The sequence below is a fragment of the Limosilactobacillus gastricus PS3 genome (genome assembly GCF_000247775.1).
Lineage (GTDB): Bacteria > Bacillota > Bacilli > Lactobacillales > Lactobacillaceae > Limosilactobacillus > Limosilactobacillus gastricus_A.
On record NZ_AICN01000026.1, the window covers coordinates 1 to 21731 of the forward strand.

The window sequence follows — 21731 nt, forward strand, 5'->3', positions numbered from 1 at the left end:
GCTTACGATTAATAAACATATATATTTTTTCATAATCTTTAGATCCGTCGTTTATGTTATTCCTTTATCATTTCTCAATTACTTCTGTTTTTAAAGCAATTATATTTATCTATTTTTCAGGAGGATCATAACGACCAGTTTTAATTTCTTTTAAAAGTTGGTTCTTTTTCCTGTCAAATGATCGCCTATTATATGAATAATCATACCTAACAACTGTCTCCCATCGATTTGTTCTTGTGCTTCTAGCCTTAATGTATATGGGCAAATAATTCTTATTATATCTTATTACGACTTTTGAGGAATAGTACCCATAAGATCTTAACGAATCTTCACCCTTTTCAGAAACCTTTTGTGTAACGACATAATTATTATTTTTAATATTTCTTTGTTTTACATTATTTGCTATCACAGGATAATAAAGGATGTATATTTTACTATTGTAAAATGTTTTGTTACCCGTTTTTCTTACCCCTGTTGAATCGCTATATTCATGATTACCTATTACTACAGAAGCACTATCACCATCATTTGATCTATATAAAAGTTCTTTACCTGATAAATCAAATACTAGCAAATATTTCCCCTTCGACTTAACAGCAATAAAGTTTTTCTTTTCAATGTTCTGCATCACGGTTCTATCTGGTGAATCATTACGCTGGAAGTTTAAAAAAAACTAAAACTGAGTAATGAGCAAACGGCGATAATCGTTAAAATGTAAGATCCAATTCTTTTAATATTCATAATCCCAAACTACTAACCGTTAGTTTTGATGTTCAAGGTAATAACTAAATCCAGGTTGATAATTTGGATATTGGTGATATTTCTTTGTCCAAGCAACGTATTTGTTATACTCATTCGAAATACTCCTATTATCTTTATGCTTAATATAATCATCCCATGACTTAATGTCCTTTTCACCATTTTTTACAATGTCAACATAATCCCCACCCTTATCGTAATCAGCCTCACTTTTAAATTTGTTCTTTGCGGTGGCTTGCTGACGAATTTCAGGATCTTTAGGATGACTTACATCCAAGTTTTGATGAGTTTTATAATAAGTCGATGGGACGTGATTCCCCTGACCCCCTGATGGGACCCCATAATTAAATGATTCCGTATTGGCAATCATTTCTTGTTCTTGATTACTATAAATACTTGGATCCGAATTGACTGTACCATCTGCATTTAAGTGCTGGTCATAGGCATTCCATTCGGAAACAAAACTACCGTTTTGAATATTAACAATAAACTCAATCATGCGCCCATCATTCTTAGTCTTGGCCGTGCTATCCTTCATTAATTGAACCTTCATATTTTCGGGATAGGTAAAAGTTCCTTGATAACGGTTATGGTAGTTGGCCCCCGTTGAGTAATCAGCTTCTAAATGATGATCTTTCATGAATTGTTGTAAGCGTTGGTAATCAGTCGCCTCAGCTGGCAAATCGTGTTTCAGTCCATCATATTGACGAATGTAATTGAGATAGGAACGGTCCAAATAACTGCGGAATAAGTGCAATTCTTGACCTAAAGAATCCGCCTTTAAACCTTTTGAATTATTTTTATAAGCTGCCACCACGGTATCCCGCATCGCGGGAAAGAAGCTACTAGTTGGTGAGATTTGTGCTTTTAAGTGGTATTTACGATTAGCTGGTAACTGTAAGAAACCATTTTGATCAATATAGCCGCCCAACTGCCGGTTAAGTAACAAATTCAATTTAGCATAGGGTTTTAATCGCGAAGCATTGAAAAGACTGGTATAAATTTTTGAACCAACATTATGAACGCTTCGCCAATAAGACTTAATTTTCTGTTGGGGAGTTACCTGATCTGATTGGGCATCTTTGAGGGTATACCGGCCTAGATAAGCTAAATAAGCCTTGATCGCGGCGCGATCCCAACCATCAAGGCGCAAATCCTTCACTTCCGCCTTTAGTTGCTCACGCAAAGTTTGTTTATCACTGGCCGATCCCTTTTCTAATACTTTCTCAACCACTTGATTAATTGAACCAGCCATCAAAACATCATTATCAAACTTTGCATAGGCAGCTTTAAATTTGACACTCATTTTAATCGTTCCATCGGGATTAATTGAACTACCCATTAAGGCTCCAACTACCGCTGCTAAGGAATTTAGCGAGCGATCTGCTGACTGAAAAAGGCCACTCGTAATGTTGTCAAAATCATGTAAAGCCTGTAGTTCATCTTCTGCCTTCTTAATGGCGCTGTTTATGTGATTCAAGGATGTTTCAAAAGTCCTTTTTAAAGAACTGGGACTAATTAAGATAACACTTTCATATAAAACCTTTTCTTGTTTCAGGCTCGTTAAGACCTGATTTAACATCTCTTCATCTAGATAGCCATATTGAGCCACCTCTGGATCCGCTCCCGAATAAGTCATCAGATCTGTTGATAAATCATCCAGAACAAAGTTAAGATCTTGCAGGACTGGCTGAATCGTTCCGGCAAAGAGATCACCACCTGCTTCATATGCTTTTCCCTGCATGCCAAACGTACCGACGGTACTCGTTAAATAATTACAAGCCTGATTAAAACTATCAACTGCCATCCGCATGTTATTAATGATGGCATTCAGACCAGACATAAACTGTGCAGAATCTCCACTATCATAAATTAATCCCATTGCTAGCTTTCCCCATTGATTTTCTGATTAATAATCCGCCGTTTCTTTTGATAAGTTTGTTCTAAATCCGCACTATATTGAAATATCCCATGGCGCGATTGATTAAAATCGGCTTCACTTTGTTCAAATATCGTCCTAAAACTTTCGTTTCCACGCTGCCCCAAGTCATATAAGATCGCCATAAGCTGATTATGGTAAAAATTTTGCTGACCTAGAAAATTATCCCATTGATCTTGTTGCTTTCGGTATTGATGATACTGCTGGTTCAATTCATCCTCTAAGCGAGCGCGTTCATTATTATTCATTGGATCCCAAAACCTCGCGCGTCATTATTGTCATCAGTATGTTTCTTCGAATCAATTTGATTAAACTCATTTGCTAATCGTTGAATCGTTTCCGTTAATTTAAGCCCTTGTTCTAATAACTGATTTCCCGCCTTTACTCCATTTTCCATCCCGGTCAGATTAGATACGCCAGGTGAAATTGAACTTCCACTAACTTCCACCTTTTTAAAATTGGCTACGACCCCATTTACAGTACTAGTTTCAGAACTAATTTGTACCATCGTCGTCCTCCCATGATTTTCATACATTGCCAAAGTCTTTTCGATGTTTATATATATTTTAACGTACTTAAGTTGTGATTTAAATGATGTGGTTATTATTTTATGCAAAATTTAGATAAATTTTGTAGCTTAATTTGACTTTCGGAATAACAAATAACAAACTCCCAATCGGGAAGCTCATTTACAGATTTGAACGTTCTTGTTTACGTTTAAAGAAAGACGCAATAATAATTCCAATAAAAGCAAAGCCGGCTGCTAATAAGAAGGCCGCATGATAACCATTTAAGACTGCCGTTAACTTTCCAGCAGAAGTCGTTAGATGACGCTCAGATTGACGGGTAACATCATCGAGCACCGAAGTCATTAAAGCCGTTCCAATCGCCGCAGCTACCTGCCGAATGGTATTATTAACGGCACTCCCATCCGCAAAAAGACTCAATGGCAAGGAATTCATCCCCGCCGTTGATGCCGGCATCATGACCATGGAAATTCCAACCATCCGAACTAAATAAATTAAGGCAATCCAGATAATGGAAAAGCTTTGATTAACCCCGACTAGTAGGAGGGTCCCGATGGTTAGTAAGGTCATCCCGATCATCGTTAGATACTTAGCCCCGTACTTATCAAAAATCCGGCCAGTTAAAGGACTTAAGAGTCCAAACATCGCTGCCCCTGGTAAAAGAACCAATCCCGATTCAAAGGCTGACAACTGATGGACATTTTGCAAATAGATCGGAATGATCATTTCCACCCCCACCATTGCCATTCGGACAATCGAGCTTAACGTGGTCCCGATGATAAACGGTCGGTGTTTAAAAACTCGTACCTCTAAAAATGGATGATTAATCTTTAATTGCCGATAAAACATCATGGCAACAATAACTGTCCCGACAAATAAAGAACCAATCACTAAAGGACTGGACCAACCATATGATCCAACAACTGAAAAACCATATAATAAAAGTCCGAAACCAAAGGTCGATAAGATTAATGACCGCAAATCTAATTTGTCATCATTATTGGCTAAAACTGGATGGATAAAGAACCAGCCTAATACGATTACTAGCAAAACAATCGGCGCGATTAAGCGAAACAAATCTCGCCAAGTCATGGTATCAATAATAAAACCAGATAGGGTGGGCCCAATCGCTGGTGCTAAACCAACCACGATTCCAGTATATCCCATGGCCGTCCCTCGCTTTTCCGGTGGGAAGATCGTTAACATTATGGTTTGAATCAAGGGCACCGTCACCCCGACGGCAAGAGCTTGAATTAATCGACCAACTAATAAAATCGCAAAGCTAGGCGCTAGCCAGCAGACCACTGTCCCGACTTCAAAGACCACCATCGCCCCTAAATACAGATATTTTGTATTCAATCGATTACTCAGATAGGCGCTAACTGGAATCATCATTCCATTAACCATTAAAAATCCGGTCGTCAACCATTGAACTGTTGAGGTATTAACTGAAAAATAGCGCATCAATGTTGGATAAGCCGTCGCTAAGATTGTTTGATTCAGAACCGTGCAAAAAGATCCCGTCATCAAAATAATCACCATGATTAACCGATTATACGGTTGGTTGTTAATATCACGGACTGCTATTTTTTTCATCTCATCACCACCCTTGGAATGCTTGTCATGCTATAACATCACAGTTATTGTAAACGGGACTGATCAGATTTTCAAACGCTTTCATATTTGAACCCAAACAAAAAGCCCAACCTATAACAGTTGAGCTTATCAATTTACTTTCTAAACTTCCGCGTATTTTCAGCCAAATGGACTAAGCCGCGCAAGAAATCATGGGTTTTAGCTTCGTAATTATATTTTTTACCCAGATCATAGATATATCCGTTGATATAATCAACTTCCGTATTCCGACCCTTTGACATGTCTTGATACATTGAAGGATAGTGTAAAGGATTAGAAACAGCCGACACATAACGAACGGTTTCCCATTCTTCCTGACGGGTACTTAACAATTGAATTCCAGCCCGTTCACAAACATCAAAGGCTTCATCAATCAATTGAACCCCTAACTTTTCGGCCCCTTCATAATCAATAAATTGCCCCATTTGGATTTCAAAAAGCGTACATAAAGTATTGATCACCGAGTTAAAGACGACCTTAGTCATTAAGGTGCCATAGAAGTTATCATGAAGGGTTGGATTGAGATTAGCAGCCGTAAAGTCAGTCATAATTTGATCTAAAGTTGCCTGATCAAAGTCGTCACTTTCTTTAGCCACATTGATACTACCAGCCCCGGACTTACCAATAAAGTCAACGTCACCAGCTTGATTTAAGACTGTCCCAATTAGACAGGTTCCAGCAAGAACATGACTAGGGTCAAAATATTGATTGATCTTTTCTACATGACCCATCCCGTTCATCCCAGAAAAGACATATTGCTTGTCAGGATGGAAGAAGCGAGCACTGCGGTCCAAAAGATCTTGCAAGGTCATTTGCTTAGCAAAAACAATAAAGACATCTGGATCACCATTGTATTCTTCAGGTGAATAAATCTTGACCGGAACTAGATGTTTATTTTCATGGTCCCGCGAAACATAAACCCCACCTTGTTCTTTAATGGTATCAACTTGGGGTTGCCAATTATCAACGAATTCTACTTCGGCCCCGGCGTGTTCTTGAAGTAAAACCCCAAACCGTAAGCCCATTGCCCCAGCACCTAAAACCGTATACTTTAATGTCATGAATCTTCCTTCTTCCTAATTAAATAAATGTAATTGATCAATCCGGTTAACGGCTTCCTCTAACCGATCGGGATCGATTAACAAGCCGACCCGAACGTAACCTTCCCCATACTTACCAAACCCGTTCCCCGGCGCAACTGCAACTCCGGCTTCATACAATAGCTTATCAGCAAAGCTTTCACTCGTATAACCATCAGGAACCGGCATCCAAGCATAGAAGGTCCCCTGCGGTGCTTTCGTCGTCCAACCAATTTTAGCCGCCGCATTAATAAAGGCATCGCGCCGAGACTTGTATAGTTGATTAAGCTTTTTAATTTCTAGATCCCGTTGTGGATCATTTAAGGCATCCTCGGCTGCTTTTTGTAAGGCTGGAAAGACACTTACGAATAAGTGGTCTTGAATTAAATTCAAGGCCTTAATGATATCAGCATTTCCGACCGCAAAGCCCAGTCGCCAACCAGCCATATTAAAAGTCTTGGAGTAGGTATAAAATTCAATGCCGACTTCTTTGGCTCCTGGGACTTCCATGAAGGATACGGGATCCGCTTCGTCAAATCCTAGGGCGCCGTAAGCAAAATCAGAAATAATGCCGACATGATACTTTTTAGCCCACGCCACCAATTCCGTATAGAACTCCTTGGTGGCGACGGCACCGGTGGGGTTATTAGGATAATTCAAATAGAAAAATTTCGCTTTTTGAGCGGTTGCTTCTGGGATCGATTTTAGATCGGGCAAGAAATCGTGCTCCGCCGTTAGCGGCACCGTTTCAAATTTCACTTCCCCCAAGGCCGCTCCTGACCAATAATCGGGATAACCCGGATCTGGTAATAACATTAAATCTCCTGGATTCATCAAGGCCCACGGGAGTTCAACCAATCCTATTTTGGAGCCCCCTAGGATACAAACTTCTTGGGCAGGATCTAATTGAACCCCATACTTTTCTTGATAAAAATTCGCCGCCGCCCGCTTAAAGAATGGTAAACCTTGAAAAGGTGAGTACTTATGAGTTTTCGGATTAGCCACCCATTTTTGTGTGCTTTTGACAATGTATTCAGGCGTGGGTTGATCAGGATTCCCTTGGCCCAGATTAATTACATCGACCCCAGCTTTAATTTGCGCCCCCACTTTTTCCACCAAGGTTGCGAAAAATTGGGTTGGCAATTGATCTAATAATTTTGATTGTTCAAATTCCATACTTACTCCTCGTGCTTAATTGTATAAATTTGGTCGCCGATCTTTAAATACAGGAATTGGTCCGCGGACCGCTAAGGCCGCTTGGGGATCAAATTCCACGACTTCTAAGCCAGCTTGATCATCCATTTTAGTAATTACTTTCCCCAGTGGATCCACGACCATCGAATGACCCCCAAAATGATCAGTTGGATTATCACCAACCGTATTCACCGCCACGACAAAGGCTTGGTTTTCAATTGCTCGAGCGCGCACCAAAAGCTCCCATTGCTCAATTCGTTTCTCCGGCCATTCTGCCGGTAAGTAAATAACTTGGACCCCGGTTTGGTTAACCGTCCGCCACCATTCAGGGAAACGCAGGTCATAACAAATAAAGGAACTTGATGGCACTCCGGCTAGTTCAAAACGATTAATTTGATTACCAGCGGTTAAATATTGGTCCTCATTCATTAAGCCAAACAAGTGCACCTTGCGATACCGGCCAACCAGTTCCCCTGTTTGATTAACCACATAGGTTGTATTAAAAAATTGGTTACCTTCTTTCGTGGCTACTGATCCGCCAACCAGGTTAATTTGATTCTCTTGGGCCAGTTGGCCTAACAGGACCTGGGTATTTTTGCCATCCGGATCCGCTAACGACGATAATTGGTCTAAGGCATAGCCAGTATTCCACATTTCGGGAAAAACCACTGTATCGGCCCCTGCCGCCCGTGCTTTGCCTACGTATTCTTTAACCGTCGCCAGATTCGCAGCTGGATCGCCATAAGCAATTGGAATCTGAGCTAAAGCAACTTTCATTGTGATCCCTCCTTTAAAAATTAATAATTAATTAGATTCTAATCTAATTTTAATTAAAGTCAAGTGAGGATCTGGGATTACCAGCCCATATGCCCCGCGGGTAATTCCAATTTACCCGCCGCTAATTCACTAAAGGCTTGATCCAGCACATCAAAGGCTTGATCGAGTTGTTCCTCCGTGATCACCAATGGCGGTTGGAACCGTAAAATATTGCCCCGGAGACTTATAATTATGACGCCTAATTCAAAGGCCCGATACATGAGCTTCGTCGTTGCCTCACTATCCCCCTGACCAGTTTCAGGATCAATAATATCAATGCCTCCGTTCAAGCCATACATCCGGACGTCACCAATGAAATCATATTTCGCCGCTTCTTGATCGAAGAATGCTTTCGCCTTTTTCCCTAATTCTGCTGAGCGTTCGACGAGATGTTCTTCTTCAATTACTTCAAAGGTTGCTAACGAAGCTGCGGTCGTGACCGGATTACCGGCGGTCGTAAAGAGGTGCCCCGGCGCTCCCAATGATTCCATGATTTCTTGACGACCGACGACGGCACTTAACGGTAGTCCCGAAGCTAAGGATTTCCCAACTGACATCAGATCGGGTTCGATCCCATCAAAGTTTTGGATCGACCACCATTTTCCAGTCCGCCCCATTCCTTGATTGATTTCATCAATACAAAAGAGAATGCCGTTGGCCTTGGCAAAGTCATAGATTTTATGCATGTAAGCATCCGGAACCTTAATCAAGCCCCCGTCACCTTGAATCGGTTCAATTAAGATTGCCGCCACTTCTTCAGCTGGGAGGTAAGTTTCAAATGGTAATTTAAAGGCCCGAAACATCCGATCGACAAAGTTGGCTTCTGATTCGCCACTTTCTCGTTCCCATGGATCTGGGAATGGGACTTTCACAATTCCTGGTAATAATGGTCCCATTTTTCGGGTCATGTTTAAGCTTACCGAAGAAGCCGTCATCGAGCCGTATGTCGATCCATGATAGGCTCCCGTAAAGGTCACAATGTATTGCCGACCCGTGTAGGCCCGCGAAAACTTGATAATGGCATCATTCGCATCAGATCCCGAATTCCCCCAGGCAACTTCAACTGGTCCACTCATTGGAGCTAATGAAGCCAGTTTAGGAGCTAATTTGGCCCCGTTCGTGTTAGCAAAATAAGCTGGTGTATATTGTAATAATTTTTGGGCTTGATCCGTGACAGCTTTCACGACCTTTGGATGGGCGTGTCCAGTATTAGTAGAAGAAGCACTGGCTAAGAGGTCAATATAGTCATTCCCGTCTACATCGGTGATGATGGCGCCTTTCCCATGATCAATCACAATATCATAGTATTTAATCCGCGCCGCTGATGAAAAGGCCTGTGCTTCCACATCCAAAAGCTTTTTACTCTCTGAAGTATCCATCTTGAAGTTCTCAACTTTCATAAATTAACATTAATTAAATTCTAATCAACTTATAATAATTGTCAAGATTATTTGAATTAATTATCTAAAGAAAAACAAGCTGGACAAAAAGCATCGAGACGCTCCATAGAGATAACATAGAACGAATGTTGGTACGGAACGGACCGACATAAGTTCGAAGTTAGACTCGTGGAGCGTGCTTTTTAACCGTAATTACAAGTGTGATCAAAAAAATTAGGGAGAAACAAATGTTTCTCCCTAATTATAGAAATATACTTATTTATCACGTTTTGCCAGGTAGGAATGGGTACGGCCATAGGCAAAGTAGATGATAACCCCGAGCACGAACCAAATGCCGGCATAGATCTTAGCATCGTTTGCCAATCCCCAGAAAACAATCAGAGAGGCCACAAAGGCTAAGGCTGGCATGACAGGATACCATGGCATCTTGAATTCTGGAACTGGAATATCTTTCCCTTCTCGACGCCGTAAAGCATAGATTCCCAAGGAAACGAACATAAAGGCGATCAGCGTCCCGGCTGAAATTAGTTGTGACAAGAAGGCAAATGGGAAGAAGGCCCCAATGACCACTGTTAAGACCGTAATCGTTAACAAGGCATTGTTCGGGTTGTTCCGCTTGTCAAGCTTTCCAAGCCATTTAGGTAACATTCCATCCCGACCAAAGGAGTAAGTTAACCGTGAACCAGCAAGTGTCATCCCTAGCAAGGCCGTGAACATCCCAATAACCGCAATCGTTTGAACCACGGCAGCCACCGCTGGGTGACCAGCAGCCCGTAAGGCCATCCCAACAGGTTCAGCCGTGTTTAACTTCGTATATGGTACCATTCCGACCAAGACAAGGGAAACAGCGACGAACAAGACTACGGCAATGGCTAAGGAACCAAGGATTCCCCGTGGCATCGTCTTACCGGGATTCTTGGCTTCCGCGGAGTTAGCCGCAATTGAGTCAAATCCGATGTATGATAAGAAGATACTTGAAACCCCGGCATAGATCCCTTGCCAACCGCCAAAGGCCCCGTTAGCGGTTTCTTTGTAGGCTGGGATAAATGGATCATAGTATGAAGCGTGCAAAGCAGTTGCTCCGACAAAGATAAAGGTCAAAACTGCTAACACCTTCAAGGTAACCATGATGTTTTCAACCTTCGTTGCTCCACTAACCCCTCGGGAAACCAAGAGAGCTACCAAAATGATCACTAAGGCTGAGCAAAGGTCAATTACCCCACCATCAGTCCCAAACGGATTTGATAGAGAAGCTGGTAACTTCAAGCCCCAAGTTGCTAAAAGGGGCCGGAAGTTAGCTGAGAAACCTGAACCAACAAAGGCGACGGCGATGATGTATTCAGCCAGCAGAGCCCAGCCGGCTACCCAACCAAAGAATTCACCAAAGACCACGTTGATCCATGAATATGCTGATCCGGCAAAGGGCATTGCTGCCGCCATTTCAGAATAAGCAAAAGCGACCAAACCGGCCACAACCGCCGCTAATAAGAAGGATAGCGACACGGAAGGACCAGCATGCAAGGCAGCCACTTCCCCAGGCAAGGTAAAGATCGCCGTTGAAACAATCGTCCCTACCCCAAGACCAATAAAGTCTTTCGTTGTCAGGGTTCGTTTCAAGTGACCATCCTTATCTTGATAGACGGACGGGTCTTCTTGACGCGTCATCGTTTTCCACAAACTCATATATTCCACATCTCTTTCTACTTGTTTTTCTTAATTAAAACCTTGAAATAGCCAAGGACTAATTAAGATTGAGTTATGATTTTTCTATTATAGAGATAATATCTGGCAATTTCAAGGTAATTTTAACTTTTATTTAATTATTTTCTAATTTTACCTTTCGAACACCAAAACCATGCTTTAAATTCGATCGTGATATAATGAAAACACGATTTTGTATTTGGAGGGATTAAATGTTATACAATGCAGCCTTAGTACTGGAAGGTGGCGCCATGCGAGGCCAATACTCGGCTGGAGTGACGGATGCTTTTTTAAAACACCATTTGGAATTTAAAACCGTGATTGGTGTTTCAGCTGGTGCTTTATGTGGTGCTAACTTTGTTTCCAAGCAATATGGTCGGATGGTGCATGTTAATACCCACTATCGTCATGACCCGAATTACATTTCTTCATTGAATATCATCAAAAAACAACCCGTCGTTAATCTTGATTTCTTATTTGATGACCACGGGTGGGACTGGAATAATTTTGATGAAGAAGCTTACCAACGTTCGGCCACTGACTTTACCATCGTAGCAACAAGTTTAGCTGGTAAAACCGTGAGCTTTACTAATCCTCTTGGTGAAAAATTAGTCGAGGCATTAAAAGCTTCCTCATCGATGCCTTTTTTATTTGACCCCCAACCAACCGACCAAGGATTATGCCTGGATGGTGGCGTTACGGATTCCATTCCTTTTGATTTAGCGCAAGCCAAGGGCTTTGATAAGATTGTGGTCGTCCGGACCCGTCCTCGCGATTACCAAAAGAAAGCGACAAGTCCCCTTTTAAAACGCCTTTACCAACGTCATTACCGTGATTATCCGGACTTTATTACCGCAGCGATTAACCGACCCGAAGTATACAACCAGCAGGTTGCAACTTTAAATCAACTGGAAGATAAAGGCCAAATTTATGTGATTGCTCCGGAAAATCCTGTAAAGGTCGGGCGCTTGGAAAGCAATGTTAAAAAGATCCAAGCTCTTTATGATGAGGGACAAGCCCAAGCCGAAGCTTTAATTTCCGAAATCGAAGAATATCTAGCAAAGAATTGAGGTTAACTATGGAACGTGTAGCAATTGTCGGGGCTAGTCGAACCCCGATTGGCAAATTAGGTGGGGCTTTAGCCAGTTTGAGCGCCGACCAATTAGGTACCATTGTCATTCAAGCCGCACTCAATCGGGCCCATGTTAATCCCGACCAAGTTGATGAAGTTTATTTGGGTTGTGCTATCCAAGCTGGGGCCGGCCAAAATGTGGCACGTCAAGCAGCAGTGAATGCCGGGATCCCCTATTCTGTTCCCGCCACAACTATTAATGTAATGTGTGGATCAGGCTTACAAGCTATTAATTTAGCCGCTAAAATGATCCAATATGGCGATGCTGACGTCATGGTTGCGGGTGGTACAGAAAGCATGTCCAATGCCCCCTACTTGATTCCAAAAGGTCGCTTTGGCTATAAATACGGAAACGCCGAACTAATTGATGCGGTTTATCACGATGGCCTAGAGGATGCTTTTTATCATTATCCAATGGGGATTACGGCAGAAAATTTGGTCCAACAATACGGAATTACGCGTGAACAATTGGACCGCTTTGCCCTAGAAAGCCAGCGTCGAGCCCAAGCAGCCCAACAAGCTGGCCGCTTTAAAAATGAGATCGTCCCAGTAACTTTAAAAACCAAACATGGCTCCAAAACCATCATGGAAGACGAAGCCATTCGTGAGACATCATTAGGGCAATTAGCTAATTTAAAGGCGGCTTTCTTGGAAGACGGCGTGGTCACAGCAGGAAATTCATCCGGAATAAATGATGGTGCTGCCGCCCTAGTATTAATGAAAGAAAGTCAGGCTAAGACCCAGCATTTATCAATTATGGGTTATTGGGAAGCTGGTAAATTAGCTGGCGTTGATCCTCAAGTGATGGGGATTGGCCCCTTAGTAGCAACCAAGAAAGTTTTGGAAACTACTAACTTAACCGTTGACCAACTCGACCTAGTGGAATTGAATGAGGCTTTTGCGGCCCAATCGTTAATTGTAAAAGACCAATTGAACTTACCTGATGATAAAGTCAATGTGAATGGTGGTGCGATCGCCCTCGGCCATCCCCTTGGCGATTCTGGTGCCCGGATTGTCGTTACTCTTCTTTATGAAATGCAACGACGTCAAGTTAATACCGGTCTCGCAACCCTTTGTATCGGTGGTGGCATGGGAATCGCCGCAATTTTTAATCGAATTTAAATTAGACCAAAATTATAAATTTGCCTAAACTTAAAACCGATCGGGTTAACAAACTCGATCGGTTTTTCCATTAAATCTTTTGTTCAATTTTATCGACTTTAATTTGCAAAATCTTTTGGATCCACGGAAACTTTTCTTTCACTTCGTCAAAAATCTGTCCTGACTCGATAAAAGATCCCTGATCATAAATATGAAAGCCTGCTCCAGGTCCTTGGGTTCCAAGAACTTCTTTAGTTCCAACCGTCAAGATAACGGTAGCGTCCGTTTGGAAATCTTGTTCGATACTATGCATTCCAGCTGCTGGGATGTATAGAACATCCGAATCTAAATCTAACTTTACATATGACATCCAAGTATTAACGACACTAGCTGGATGCGCATTAATTGTTACAATTGTAACTGGTCCTTCATGTTGCATAACTTCGAGAAATTTTTCATTACTCATGAATGAAACCTCCATTTTGTTGGTAGCCTCATTATATCGATTTGGAAACTAATCTCGAAACAATATGCTCTCAATAATCCGCATTATATTATTAGGCCCTTTATGCATACAAATGTGCCATCTTCCCACACAAGGCCGCAATAATCGCTCCAAGTAAATCATCAATAAAAGTCGCCACATGTTGGTCATCCTGGTCAAATTTTTTGATAATACCATACTTGACTCGATCTAAATAACCGAAATTAGTGGTCCCAATGGTCCCGTAAATATTTGAAATTTGGATGGCTAAGGCTTCATCCACGCCAAAAACGCCAGAGTCATTTTTGATAATTGACAGTAATGGTTCTTGGATTTGATTCTCTTGAGCCAAACGATCCAACTCTAACGCCACCATGGCTTCGTTTAATAATTCTCGTTTGTGTAAGACATCAATCAAGTTTTCATAGTATTCTTCACGCGAACTATGTTCACCAAATTGACTTTGCATTTCAAAAGCGATGTCACTTAATTGATGTAATTCCACCCCGCGCTCGTGTAGTCGATTGACGACAAAATTATAAGCTTCGGTATCAGGATATTTAAAATTTGGGTTAAACAAATTCTCTCCTCCTAACTCTGATTAAAATAAACCTGCGAAATTTGACTCGCAATTAATTTTTCTTGATTATAGGGAATATTGTTGGCAAAGACGACCATCGTTTGATGATTACCATAATTACAATAAACAGATGAGCATAGATTACCGTAACAACCATTGGCCACAAACAACTTGCCGGCCCGAAAGTAGACTCCATCAAAATAATGATCAGTTCCGGTGGTAAAATCTACATTTTGATCGATCGAGCTCATTTTAACAAATTTGTTATGCCCGACAGCATTCACAAAGCGCCAATAATCCTTAGCAGAGAAGAAATAGTCTCCGGCCCCTAAGGTTACCGACATATTCTTTTGTAAATTAATTAAATTAGCTTGAAGATTGGATTCGCCAACCGGCAGCGCCACTTGATTAGCCTTAACTTGATCAAAATATTTGGTCTGCTTCAGCTTTAACGGCTTAATAAAATGGCGCTGCACATATTGATGATATGACTGATGAGTCAATTTACTAAGAATCCCCGCTAATAGAACATAATCCGTATTTGAATACGCCCAAGTAAAGTTCCCCGTCGCTAAATAATGGTCCAAGGTATAATTCAACCGCGTTGATTGTTTCTTCATCACCTGACTGCTGGCTTGAGATGTATCTTGAAGGTCACTAGTATGGGTAATTAGATCCCTAATTGTGATTTGATTACTATTTGTGACCTTAGGATAATATTGACTCAACTTGTCATTTAAGCTTAATTTCCCCCGATTAAGCTGTTGTTGAATGGCAATCCCCGTAATTAACTTATTTAATGAAGCGATTGGAAACAAGCGCTCCCCCGTCATGGTATGGGCTTGATCTACCCCCGTGATCTGATTAGTAATCACTAAAGGTTGGTTATCCTTCCCATTAACGACCACTACACCATTGACTTGATGATTGGCTAATATCTGTTTAATGGCGGTTCGCGTGTCTTGACTCGTGACTGGATTTTTATTAGTCACCGCATGTGCCGTCACAGCACCACCACTACTAAAGATAATTATTAATCCGCAAATAAGTACCTGAATGATTTTCTTCATAATTATAATTCCCGACTTAACCGTTCTATTTCCGTAGCTAACGCTTGACGTTCCTCACTCTTAAGCTCGGTGAGCCGTTGCGTTAACCCCTCCCAATCCTGCGTCCGCATTTTCTGCGCTAACAGGGCTAATAATGATTGCGTCGTTACCGCTCGTGGTTGTTCCACTAAAGCATCCATTAAGCGATTGATGATCAGCTCTTTGCCTTCCGCTGGTTGCGGTTGCGTTACCAACTCCATAAAAGCAAGCCAAGCATTCCCCGCTGCTGGCATCTGGTTGGTTTGCGCTAAGTTCATCGCGGCATCCGCTAAATGATCAATCAAATGCTCATCATCTAAATCCTGATAACCCAATAAAGGTTGTTTAGATAAGCGTTGCTGGTAATCCCAGATTGCCCGTTCAATCGTAAAATGATCCGACATGTTTTGCAAATAAACTTTTTGATCGTCAAAAGTCTTTAGAAATCGGTATCGCTTAGCATACGAAATTTGTTCACGATCAAATAAGGTCGAAAGCACCTGTTCAATCACCATCCGTGGCGGTACCTGTAACAGGTCAAAAGATGGCAAAATTAGGGGCAGATAGGTTTCAACATTCATCGCTAAGACCCATTTTAGCCCATTTTGGGCAATGGGACGGATGATCCAATTTAACTGGTCTAGAACTAACTGATCCTTAACTTCCGTATCTTTTTTAAAGGCAAAGGCTAGTTCCCGAGATACAAATAACATGTGTCCGCTCCTCCCTATGACGAATATCAGTATACTGAACTTTAAGCTCATTTAAAAGGCATACCGGTTTAAGCTTACTGAAATTTAATAATATTTGTTTAAGGTCGGTTTAATTGATATTAATTTCGCCTGCTCAATGATAAAATTAAGGTAGATTAATCGAAAGTGAGGCGAAGGCCAATGGGATTTTTTATTTCAAGAATCTTATGGGGATTCTTGGGGACACTCGGTTTAGTTGGTGGAATTATTGGGTTGATGTTGCCCATCGTTCCCCAAATTCCGTTCTTCTTACTTGCTTTATTTTGCCTTACGAAAATTTCGCCACGCTTCCATCGTTGGTTGCATCGGCAAATTTGGTATCTTAAATGGATGAAACAAGCCACCAAATTCCCGATTATTGGTCGCTTGATTCGGTCTAAGAACTAATTGAGGAAGCTTATGAGTGAACAAGACGGTTATTGTTTTAATGGGATGATTTGTCAAGATGGATGTCCTTGCGCGAGTGCTGATGGTATTTGTCATTGCCCCATGCTTGATGATGATAAATGTGCTTGTAATGGTCATTGTCAGGCTCAACATCCAGAACCAAAAAAGTGAGAGTAGTGAAGATTTTTCTTCCTACTCTCACTTTTGTTTTACCAATTAAAGGCTTCATAAAAAATCTGGTGACGGGGAATTCCAGCCGCTTTCAGCACCTTTATCCAATGGTGAGCCATGGATGAAGGGCCGGCAATTAAAACTAATAGTCCCTGCCGATCATCAGGCAGGTGATTAATGACTTCCTGAGTCGCCAACCGGCCCACCTGCCGAACAGACTTAAAATTATTCCGTTGCTCCCATTTGGTAAATAAGTCTTCATATAATAAATTATTAGCAGAATGGGCATTGTAATAAAAGTTGATCGGTAGGTCTGCATACTGTTCAGCGATAGACAATAGCGGCACAACTCCAATGCCTCCGGCCAGCAAAATCATCGCTTGCGGCTTTTGATCTTGGATGATTGAATGATAAAGGCCATAACCACCGGTCACAATTAAGGACTGACCACTTGATAGTTGAACCAACTGACTAGTAAAATCACCATCTTGACGAATCGCTAAGGTCACAATCCGTCGATCAGGATCAATCTTAGCTAAGGAAAAAGGATGTAATTCTTCTAAACCGGCAATTTCAGGAAAGGCAATAAAAATATAATCACCACTATGCAGACTTAATGGACGTCGTAATTTGATCACTAATTGTAAGACCTGGTCGTTTAAAGCTTTAATCTCCATCAGTCGGGCCCGAGTATGACCTTGGTGAGCTTGATAACGATAATAACCATAAGCAAGAAAGACCAACCCGGTTGCCCCAGTAAATAAAATCATAAAGGGAGTAATGGCCCGAATATAGTCAATTAACCAAACATGAATAAAAACGAGGATGGTCGCTACTAGATTCAAGCGATGGAGCCAAAGCGAAATTTCATGACGAAAGACTTTTTCTAACCAGACTTTCAGACTTGCTAACCAGTGCACACGACTAGTTAACCAACCGGCCATAAAAATCAACGAGTAAGCCGCTACACCCAAGAAAAGGTAAAAGGCCCAAAAACCCGTTAATTTGATCCAGCCTTGTGAATGGGCGCCTTCTAAGTGCAAAAACGCTAGTAAGATCGCTGCTAATGAAATAATCCCGTGAAGCTGGTAAGCCGCTGGCAAACCGATGGTTCGATCTAACCATTGGGGTCGGGTAGAAATATAAATTGAGGTCAACATCCAAACATAGGCGATCGTCCCAGCAGCAATTGGTAACCATTCTGCACCGACAATTCCACCGATTCCAACTTGCAAAGTCTGTAAAAATGGCAACGGCAAAACAAAGATGACTAACATCCAAATTAGACCAAGCCAATAACCATGTCGTTTAAGCATTCGTCATCACCCCACGATCAAATTCGATAATTTTACTTTTAGTCACGGCCATTCCCGAAAGCCGATGATCTTTAATCAGTTCTTTAAAGCGATCCCAACCTGCTGCGATCCCGGCCGTTGCCCACACATCAGCCATGACCAGGTCCGGATCAATAATTGACACCTGCAGTAGATCCGCCTCTCCAAAGACTTTAATATGGTGACCACGTTTACTGACACCTGAGCTGGCAACCGCCCCATTAGCAATTGCATAGGCTCCTATAAATTTTTGCAAATCTTGGGGATTCTCAATGCCAATATGACAAGTAAAATCCCAATCTGAGCGACTTGCTACTTGTAAATCACCCCCGCCATTCAAACAAACGCCGTCAATGCGCGGATCAGCTAATAAAGGTCGCAAGGATTCGTTAAAAATTCTGGTGATCGCCCAGCCCTTGACATAGCCAGTTGGATCAAATTTGCCACTAAACATTGGATCAAAATAGCCTTCGGTTTGTAACTGTGCTTCCTTCGTCGCCGCATAAATTTGCTGAAATTCTGAATTTTCAATCAAGAGCTGATCCTCACCGTTTTGAAACCGGGTCACTAATGAGTCTGCACGAAAGGCCGAGTAATTTTGTTCAACTTGTGCTAAGCGTTGACGAATTGGTTTCATGATTAAGGCAAAGGTTTCATTTAAGACATCATCAGTAGACGCGGCTATACTAATGGTAAAAGGTATTGTCATCATTTTAATCACTTGACTCTTAATCATGATGCTTCCTCCGCTTGGGTAATGGCACTTTGTAAGGAACCCGTAAAACCTTTATAAGTTTCGGTTGCTTCTGAGACCTGTTGAATCTTGGCACTCTGGGCAGCGATTGCTTCTTTTTTGTAAATTGGTAAGGATTCGGCATTAATTTGGACAGATTTACCTTCTGTCGGATGTTTTAAAACCGTAATTGAGGTGATTTTACCATTTGCCACCGTCATTTTTACTTGAACATCTCCCCAAGCAGTAGACGTCGATGCTCCAGTATAGGTACCATCCTTCATAGTAGAGTTAGTTGAAGAACTTGTAGTGGACTGATTACCAGTTGATTCGGTCGATACTTTAGTATTAGTAGTTGTCTTTTTAAAAAATAAAAGATAGCCATCAACAATAATGGCTCCTGCCACAGCAAGCGATAAGATAAGTGCAATAAACTTCTTAAACATGGCCATGGCCTCCTTTCTAGTTTAGAATTATTATAAATTAGATATATGAATTAAAATTGTGAACTTTTATGAATAAAAAAATCAAGTGTAAAACTTTCTAAGCGTTATACACCTGATTTATGAATTTATTTACTTAAACTAGCCGAATAAACGAGCCCAAAAACCCTTTTTCTTCTTCGGTTTCTCATCGGCCACCTTGGTGGTTACTTTAGTGGTCCCATTTTCATGCGTGATGGCAGTTAGTTCGGGCTTAATGCCGATCCAGTTGAAGAAATCATCCGCCTTCATTTCAAGGAACTTGCCAGATTTACCATTGATCCCATCAACACAAATTTCAATTGGCAAGGAATTCCGGTATTCTTCCGCCGATTCATTCGAAAAGCCATTGAAGGAATTTAACTTGGTAATATCAAAGACCAAGCTATTATTTTCACTCCGGAAGACAAAATCATCCATTTGCGTCAGATATAACTTCGCCCACTTATTCCGCGAGCTTTCCCTAAAGTCGTCACATAGGCCATCGCTCACGTAAGCTGGTACCGACATCTTAGCCATCCGGTAGTATTCTTTAAAGATGTCGCGGGTGATTGCGAGGAAGTCTAATTGACCATTCGTGGCATCGAAAGTCCGCCAATTAGTATCATCATCAGCTAATCGATGGGCCATCCGAACCACAAAATCCTTAAATAAGGTATTATTTAAGCTTTGTCGAACATCAAAAATGTATTGCGTGGCTTCTTCTTTCCGTTCATCATTAATAACCTTATCCAACTGAATGTAATAAGTCCGCCGGGCCGTTTCCCGCACCATCGAAAAGCTACCATTATAGTTCGTGGTCCCAATTAAAGGCGCAATCGCCTTAGGACTGTTGACCAACTCATTCATCGTATCAACTACTAAATGCCGACTATACTGTGGTTGTTGGAAGAAGTATGGTTCAATTTCATCAACTAAAACCGGATAAGTCGAGCCTTGTTTCATGTATGATTCTAAGGCTTGCACGGTTTTAGCTTTCCGTTGGGGCGTTTCATTGGGATAAATAGTCCCAAAGTCGATCATCGAGTTTTCATTCCCCCAAGTCAACTGATTAATAATCCGCAATAAGGTTGACTTTCCAGAACCAGCCGTAGCCCCTAAAATCAAGAAGTTTGGAACATCATTCCCGTCTTCGGGATTTAGACTCGCCTTGGTCCGAATTTCCCACATAAATGGAGCCGTAAAACCATAGAGAATGGCTTCAAAGAACCGTTTTCCATAATTATCATCGTAATCCACGACGTATTGTTGGTAACCATTCATGACGGCATCAATCTGTTGCAACCCACTTTTTATTTGCTCAACCGTGGCCAATTTACCAAACGGAATTGGATACTGGCCGGTATCACTAGGTATATAAAGACCTGTGATGTTTTTGGCAACGTTACGCTCAATTGGTCGATCATATAAAAAGGTCGTATATTTCTTCTCGACTGCTAAGTCTTCAGGTGAGATTGCTTCAGCTAAAGCCGCTTTGACCTTTTTAGCAACTTGATCTGCAGACCGCAAACTTGGCTGTTCCGCCCGTGGCGAAACAGCTTCTTTTTCCAGCTGCAACATCATATCCCGCTGTTGAATCAACCGTTCTTCAGCTTCGCGTTCCCGCGTCCGATCCATCGTCACATTTCGCATAGCTAAGGGCGTATCGGCCGGAATCAAATCAGCATCGATTTGTTTTTGGACATTTTTTACTAATAAATTAGTTAGCTCGGCTTGGACAATCTGGTCAGTTTCTTCATTTGAGAAAATAACAACCTTTTGCCCTTGGGCAACTTGATCTTGTTTCAAAGCCTTGAGTTGAGCTTCGGCAGCGGCTAATAATTCATCGGTAAAATAAGCTTTGGTCGTTGGTAATAAGTCCTTCGAGAAGTGCGCTGATAATTGATCGTACAGCTCGGCACTATCAAAGACTATCACCTCTTCAAAGCGATTATAGGCCGGGTCAAAAGCCGTTTCCGTTAGATCAAATGATCCTAAAACAACCCGCTTTTGATCGGTGGAAGGATTATACATCAAATAAAAACGGGAATGAATTGCTTGCGTAGGTGAAATAAGTACCCGAAAGATCCCTGCTAAGGCATTTAATTGCACCGTTGAACTTAAGGCTTGGAATAGTTTAGCGGCGTCCTTATTAGCCACCGTTAATAGAGCCGTGAGTAAGGCATCTTTTGTTAAGGTTTCATTCGCCGAAAAATTACTTGCGCTCGGGAGGTTACCCAAGACTAAATCAACTTTTATGTAGTCAGCTAAGTATTGGTTGGCAAAGTCAGCACTGACTTTGCCTGTGACGGCTTGTAATTGTGGATATGCAATTGGATCAAAAATTTCTTCAATCGCCATGGTCTGCGGTTGATTGTTTAATAAAACATTTATATGGTTCAGTTTTGCCATTATGATCCCTTTCTATAGTTGTCATTTAATTTCTATTTTCAATGAT

The 21731-nt window shown here is 41.5% G+C and carries 22 protein-coding genes; 4 read left to right on the plus strand and 18 right to left on the minus strand.

Features of this window, described 5'->3' with window-relative positions; all coding sequences use genetic code 11:
* Positions 1-109 precede the first annotated feature (109 nt).
* The 10 genes from PS3_RS03005 to PS3_RS03050 form a co-directional block, all read right to left on the minus strand.
* The gene (locus PS3_RS03005) at positions 110-628 is read right to left on the minus strand and encodes a hypothetical protein (RefSeq protein ID WP_040467976.1); all 519 of its coding nucleotides are present in this window, start codon (positions 626-628) and stop codon (positions 110-112) included.
* 132 nt (positions 629-760) lie between these two features.
* Positions 761-2641 carry a DUF3114 domain-containing protein gene (locus PS3_RS09740; protein ID WP_050950801.1) on the minus strand — a complete coding sequence of 627 codons (1881 nt, stop codon included), beginning with the start codon at positions 2639-2641 and terminating at the stop codon, positions 761-763.
* 2 nt (positions 2642-2643) lie between these two features.
* Entirely contained in the window at positions 2644-2946 is a 303-nt protein-coding gene (locus PS3_RS03015; RefSeq protein WP_040467977.1) for a hypothetical protein, read from the minus strand.
* The gene (locus PS3_RS03020) at positions 2943-3206 is read right to left on the minus strand and encodes a hypothetical protein (protein ID WP_040467978.1); all 264 of its coding nucleotides are present in this window, start codon (positions 3204-3206) and stop codon (positions 2943-2945) included. Before PS3_RS03020 ends, PS3_RS03015 begins: the two co-directional genes overlap by 4 nt.
* A gap of 181 nt (positions 3207-3387) precedes the next feature.
* A complete protein-coding gene (locus PS3_RS03025) occupies positions 3388-4821 on the minus strand; it encodes an MDR family MFS transporter (protein WP_007122022.1) in 1434 nt (477 codons plus the stop codon).
* 134 nt (positions 4822-4955) lie between these two features.
* Positions 4956-5921: a ketopantoate reductase family protein gene (locus PS3_RS03030; protein ID WP_007122023.1), complete on the minus strand. Its 966-nt coding sequence runs from the start codon at positions 5919-5921 to the stop codon at positions 4956-4958.
* 15 nt (positions 5922-5936) lie between these two features.
* The gene (locus PS3_RS03035) at positions 5937-7115 is read right to left on the minus strand and encodes a pyridoxal phosphate-dependent aminotransferase (RefSeq protein WP_007122024.1); all 1179 of its coding nucleotides are present in this window, start codon (positions 7113-7115) and stop codon (positions 5937-5939) included.
* 15 nt (positions 7116-7130) lie between these two features.
* On the minus strand, positions 7131-7910 hold the full coding sequence (locus tag PS3_RS03040) for a carbon-nitrogen family hydrolase (protein WP_007122025.1): 780 nt from the start codon (positions 7908-7910) through the stop codon (positions 7131-7133).
* 77 nt (positions 7911-7987) lie between these two features.
* Positions 7988-9328 (minus strand): aspartate aminotransferase family protein, encoded by a 1341-nt coding sequence (locus PS3_RS03045; protein ID WP_007122026.1) that lies wholly within the window; start codon positions 9326-9328, stop codon positions 7988-7990.
* Between the two features lie 276 nt (positions 9329-9604).
* A complete protein-coding gene (locus tag PS3_RS03050) occupies positions 9605-11032 on the minus strand; it encodes an APC family permease (protein ID WP_007122027.1) in 1428 nt (475 codons plus the stop codon).
* 230 nt (positions 11033-11262) lie between these two features.
* On the opposite strand from PS3_RS03050, the gene PS3_RS03055 reads away from it, so the two are divergent.
* Both PS3_RS03055 and PS3_RS03060 read left to right on the plus strand, forming a co-directional pair.
* Entirely contained in the window at positions 11263-12120 is an 858-nt protein-coding gene (locus PS3_RS03055; protein WP_007122028.1) for a patatin-like phospholipase family protein, read from the plus strand.
* Positions 12121-12128: 8 nt separating this feature from the next.
* Positions 12129-13304, plus strand: coding sequence for an acetyl-CoA C-acetyltransferase (locus PS3_RS03060; RefSeq protein ID WP_040467979.1), 1176 nt, complete (start codon positions 12129-12131; stop codon positions 13302-13304).
* 70 nt (positions 13305-13374) lie between these two features.
* Here the strand turns inward: PS3_RS03060 and PS3_RS03065 are convergent, their stop codons facing one another.
* The 4 genes from PS3_RS03065 to PS3_RS03075 all read right to left on the minus strand — a co-directional run bounded on the left by PS3_RS03065 (position 13375) and on the right by PS3_RS03075 (position 16148).
* Positions 13375-13749 (minus strand): FMN-binding protein, encoded by a 375-nt coding sequence (locus PS3_RS03065; RefSeq protein WP_081478377.1) that lies wholly within the window; start codon positions 13747-13749, stop codon positions 13375-13377.
* Positions 13750-13849: 100 nt separating this feature from the next.
* Positions 13850-14347 carry a phosphatidylglycerophosphatase A family protein gene (locus PS3_RS03070; protein ID WP_007122030.1) on the minus strand — a complete coding sequence of 166 codons (498 nt, stop codon included), beginning with the start codon at positions 14345-14347 and terminating at the stop codon, positions 13850-13852.
* An 11-nt stretch (positions 14348-14358) separates the two neighbouring features.
* A complete protein-coding gene (locus PS3_RS09745) occupies positions 14359-15417 on the minus strand; it encodes a serine hydrolase domain-containing protein (RefSeq protein WP_050950802.1) in 1059 nt (352 codons plus the stop codon).
* A 2-nt stretch (positions 15418-15419) separates the two neighbouring features.
* The gene (locus PS3_RS03075; protein ID WP_040467981.1) at positions 15420-16148 is read right to left on the minus strand and encodes a hypothetical protein; all 729 of its coding nucleotides are present in this window, start codon (positions 16146-16148) and stop codon (positions 15420-15422) included.
* A 180-nt stretch (positions 16149-16328) separates the two neighbouring features.
* On the opposite strand from PS3_RS03075, the gene PS3_RS03080 reads away from it, so the two are divergent.
* Both PS3_RS03080 and PS3_RS10420 read left to right on the plus strand, forming a co-directional pair.
* Complete coding sequence (locus PS3_RS03080; protein ID WP_040467982.1) at positions 16329-16574, plus strand: DUF454 family protein; 246 nt, start codon at positions 16329-16331, stop codon at positions 16572-16574.
* 12 nt (positions 16575-16586) lie between these two features.
* Complete coding sequence (locus tag PS3_RS10420) at positions 16587-16745, plus strand: hypothetical protein (protein ID WP_176662245.1); 159 nt, start codon at positions 16587-16589, stop codon at positions 16743-16745.
* 38 nt (positions 16746-16783) lie between these two features.
* Here the strand turns inward: PS3_RS10420 and PS3_RS03085 are convergent, their stop codons facing one another.
* The 4 genes from PS3_RS03085 to PS3_RS03100 all read right to left on the minus strand — a co-directional run bounded on the left by PS3_RS03085 (position 16784) and on the right by PS3_RS03100 (position 21685).
* Complete coding sequence (locus tag PS3_RS03085; RefSeq protein WP_007122032.1) at positions 16784-18061, minus strand: iron reductase; 1278 nt, start codon at positions 18059-18061, stop codon at positions 16784-16786.
* On the minus strand, positions 18054-18815 hold the full coding sequence (locus tag PS3_RS03090; RefSeq protein WP_007122033.1) for an FAD:protein FMN transferase: 762 nt from the start codon (positions 18813-18815) through the stop codon (positions 18054-18056). The genes PS3_RS03085 and PS3_RS03090 overlap by 8 nt, the downstream gene beginning before the upstream one ends.
* Entirely contained in the window at positions 18812-19258 is a 447-nt protein-coding gene (locus tag PS3_RS03095; protein WP_007122034.1) for an FMN-binding protein, read from the minus strand. Before PS3_RS03095 ends, PS3_RS03090 begins: the two co-directional genes overlap by 4 nt.
* 138 nt (positions 19259-19396) lie before the next feature.
* On the minus strand, positions 19397-21685 hold the full coding sequence (locus PS3_RS03100; RefSeq protein ID WP_040467983.1) for a hypothetical protein: 2289 nt from the start codon (positions 21683-21685) through the stop codon (positions 19397-19399).
* Between the last annotated feature and the right edge of the window lie 46 nt (positions 21686-21731).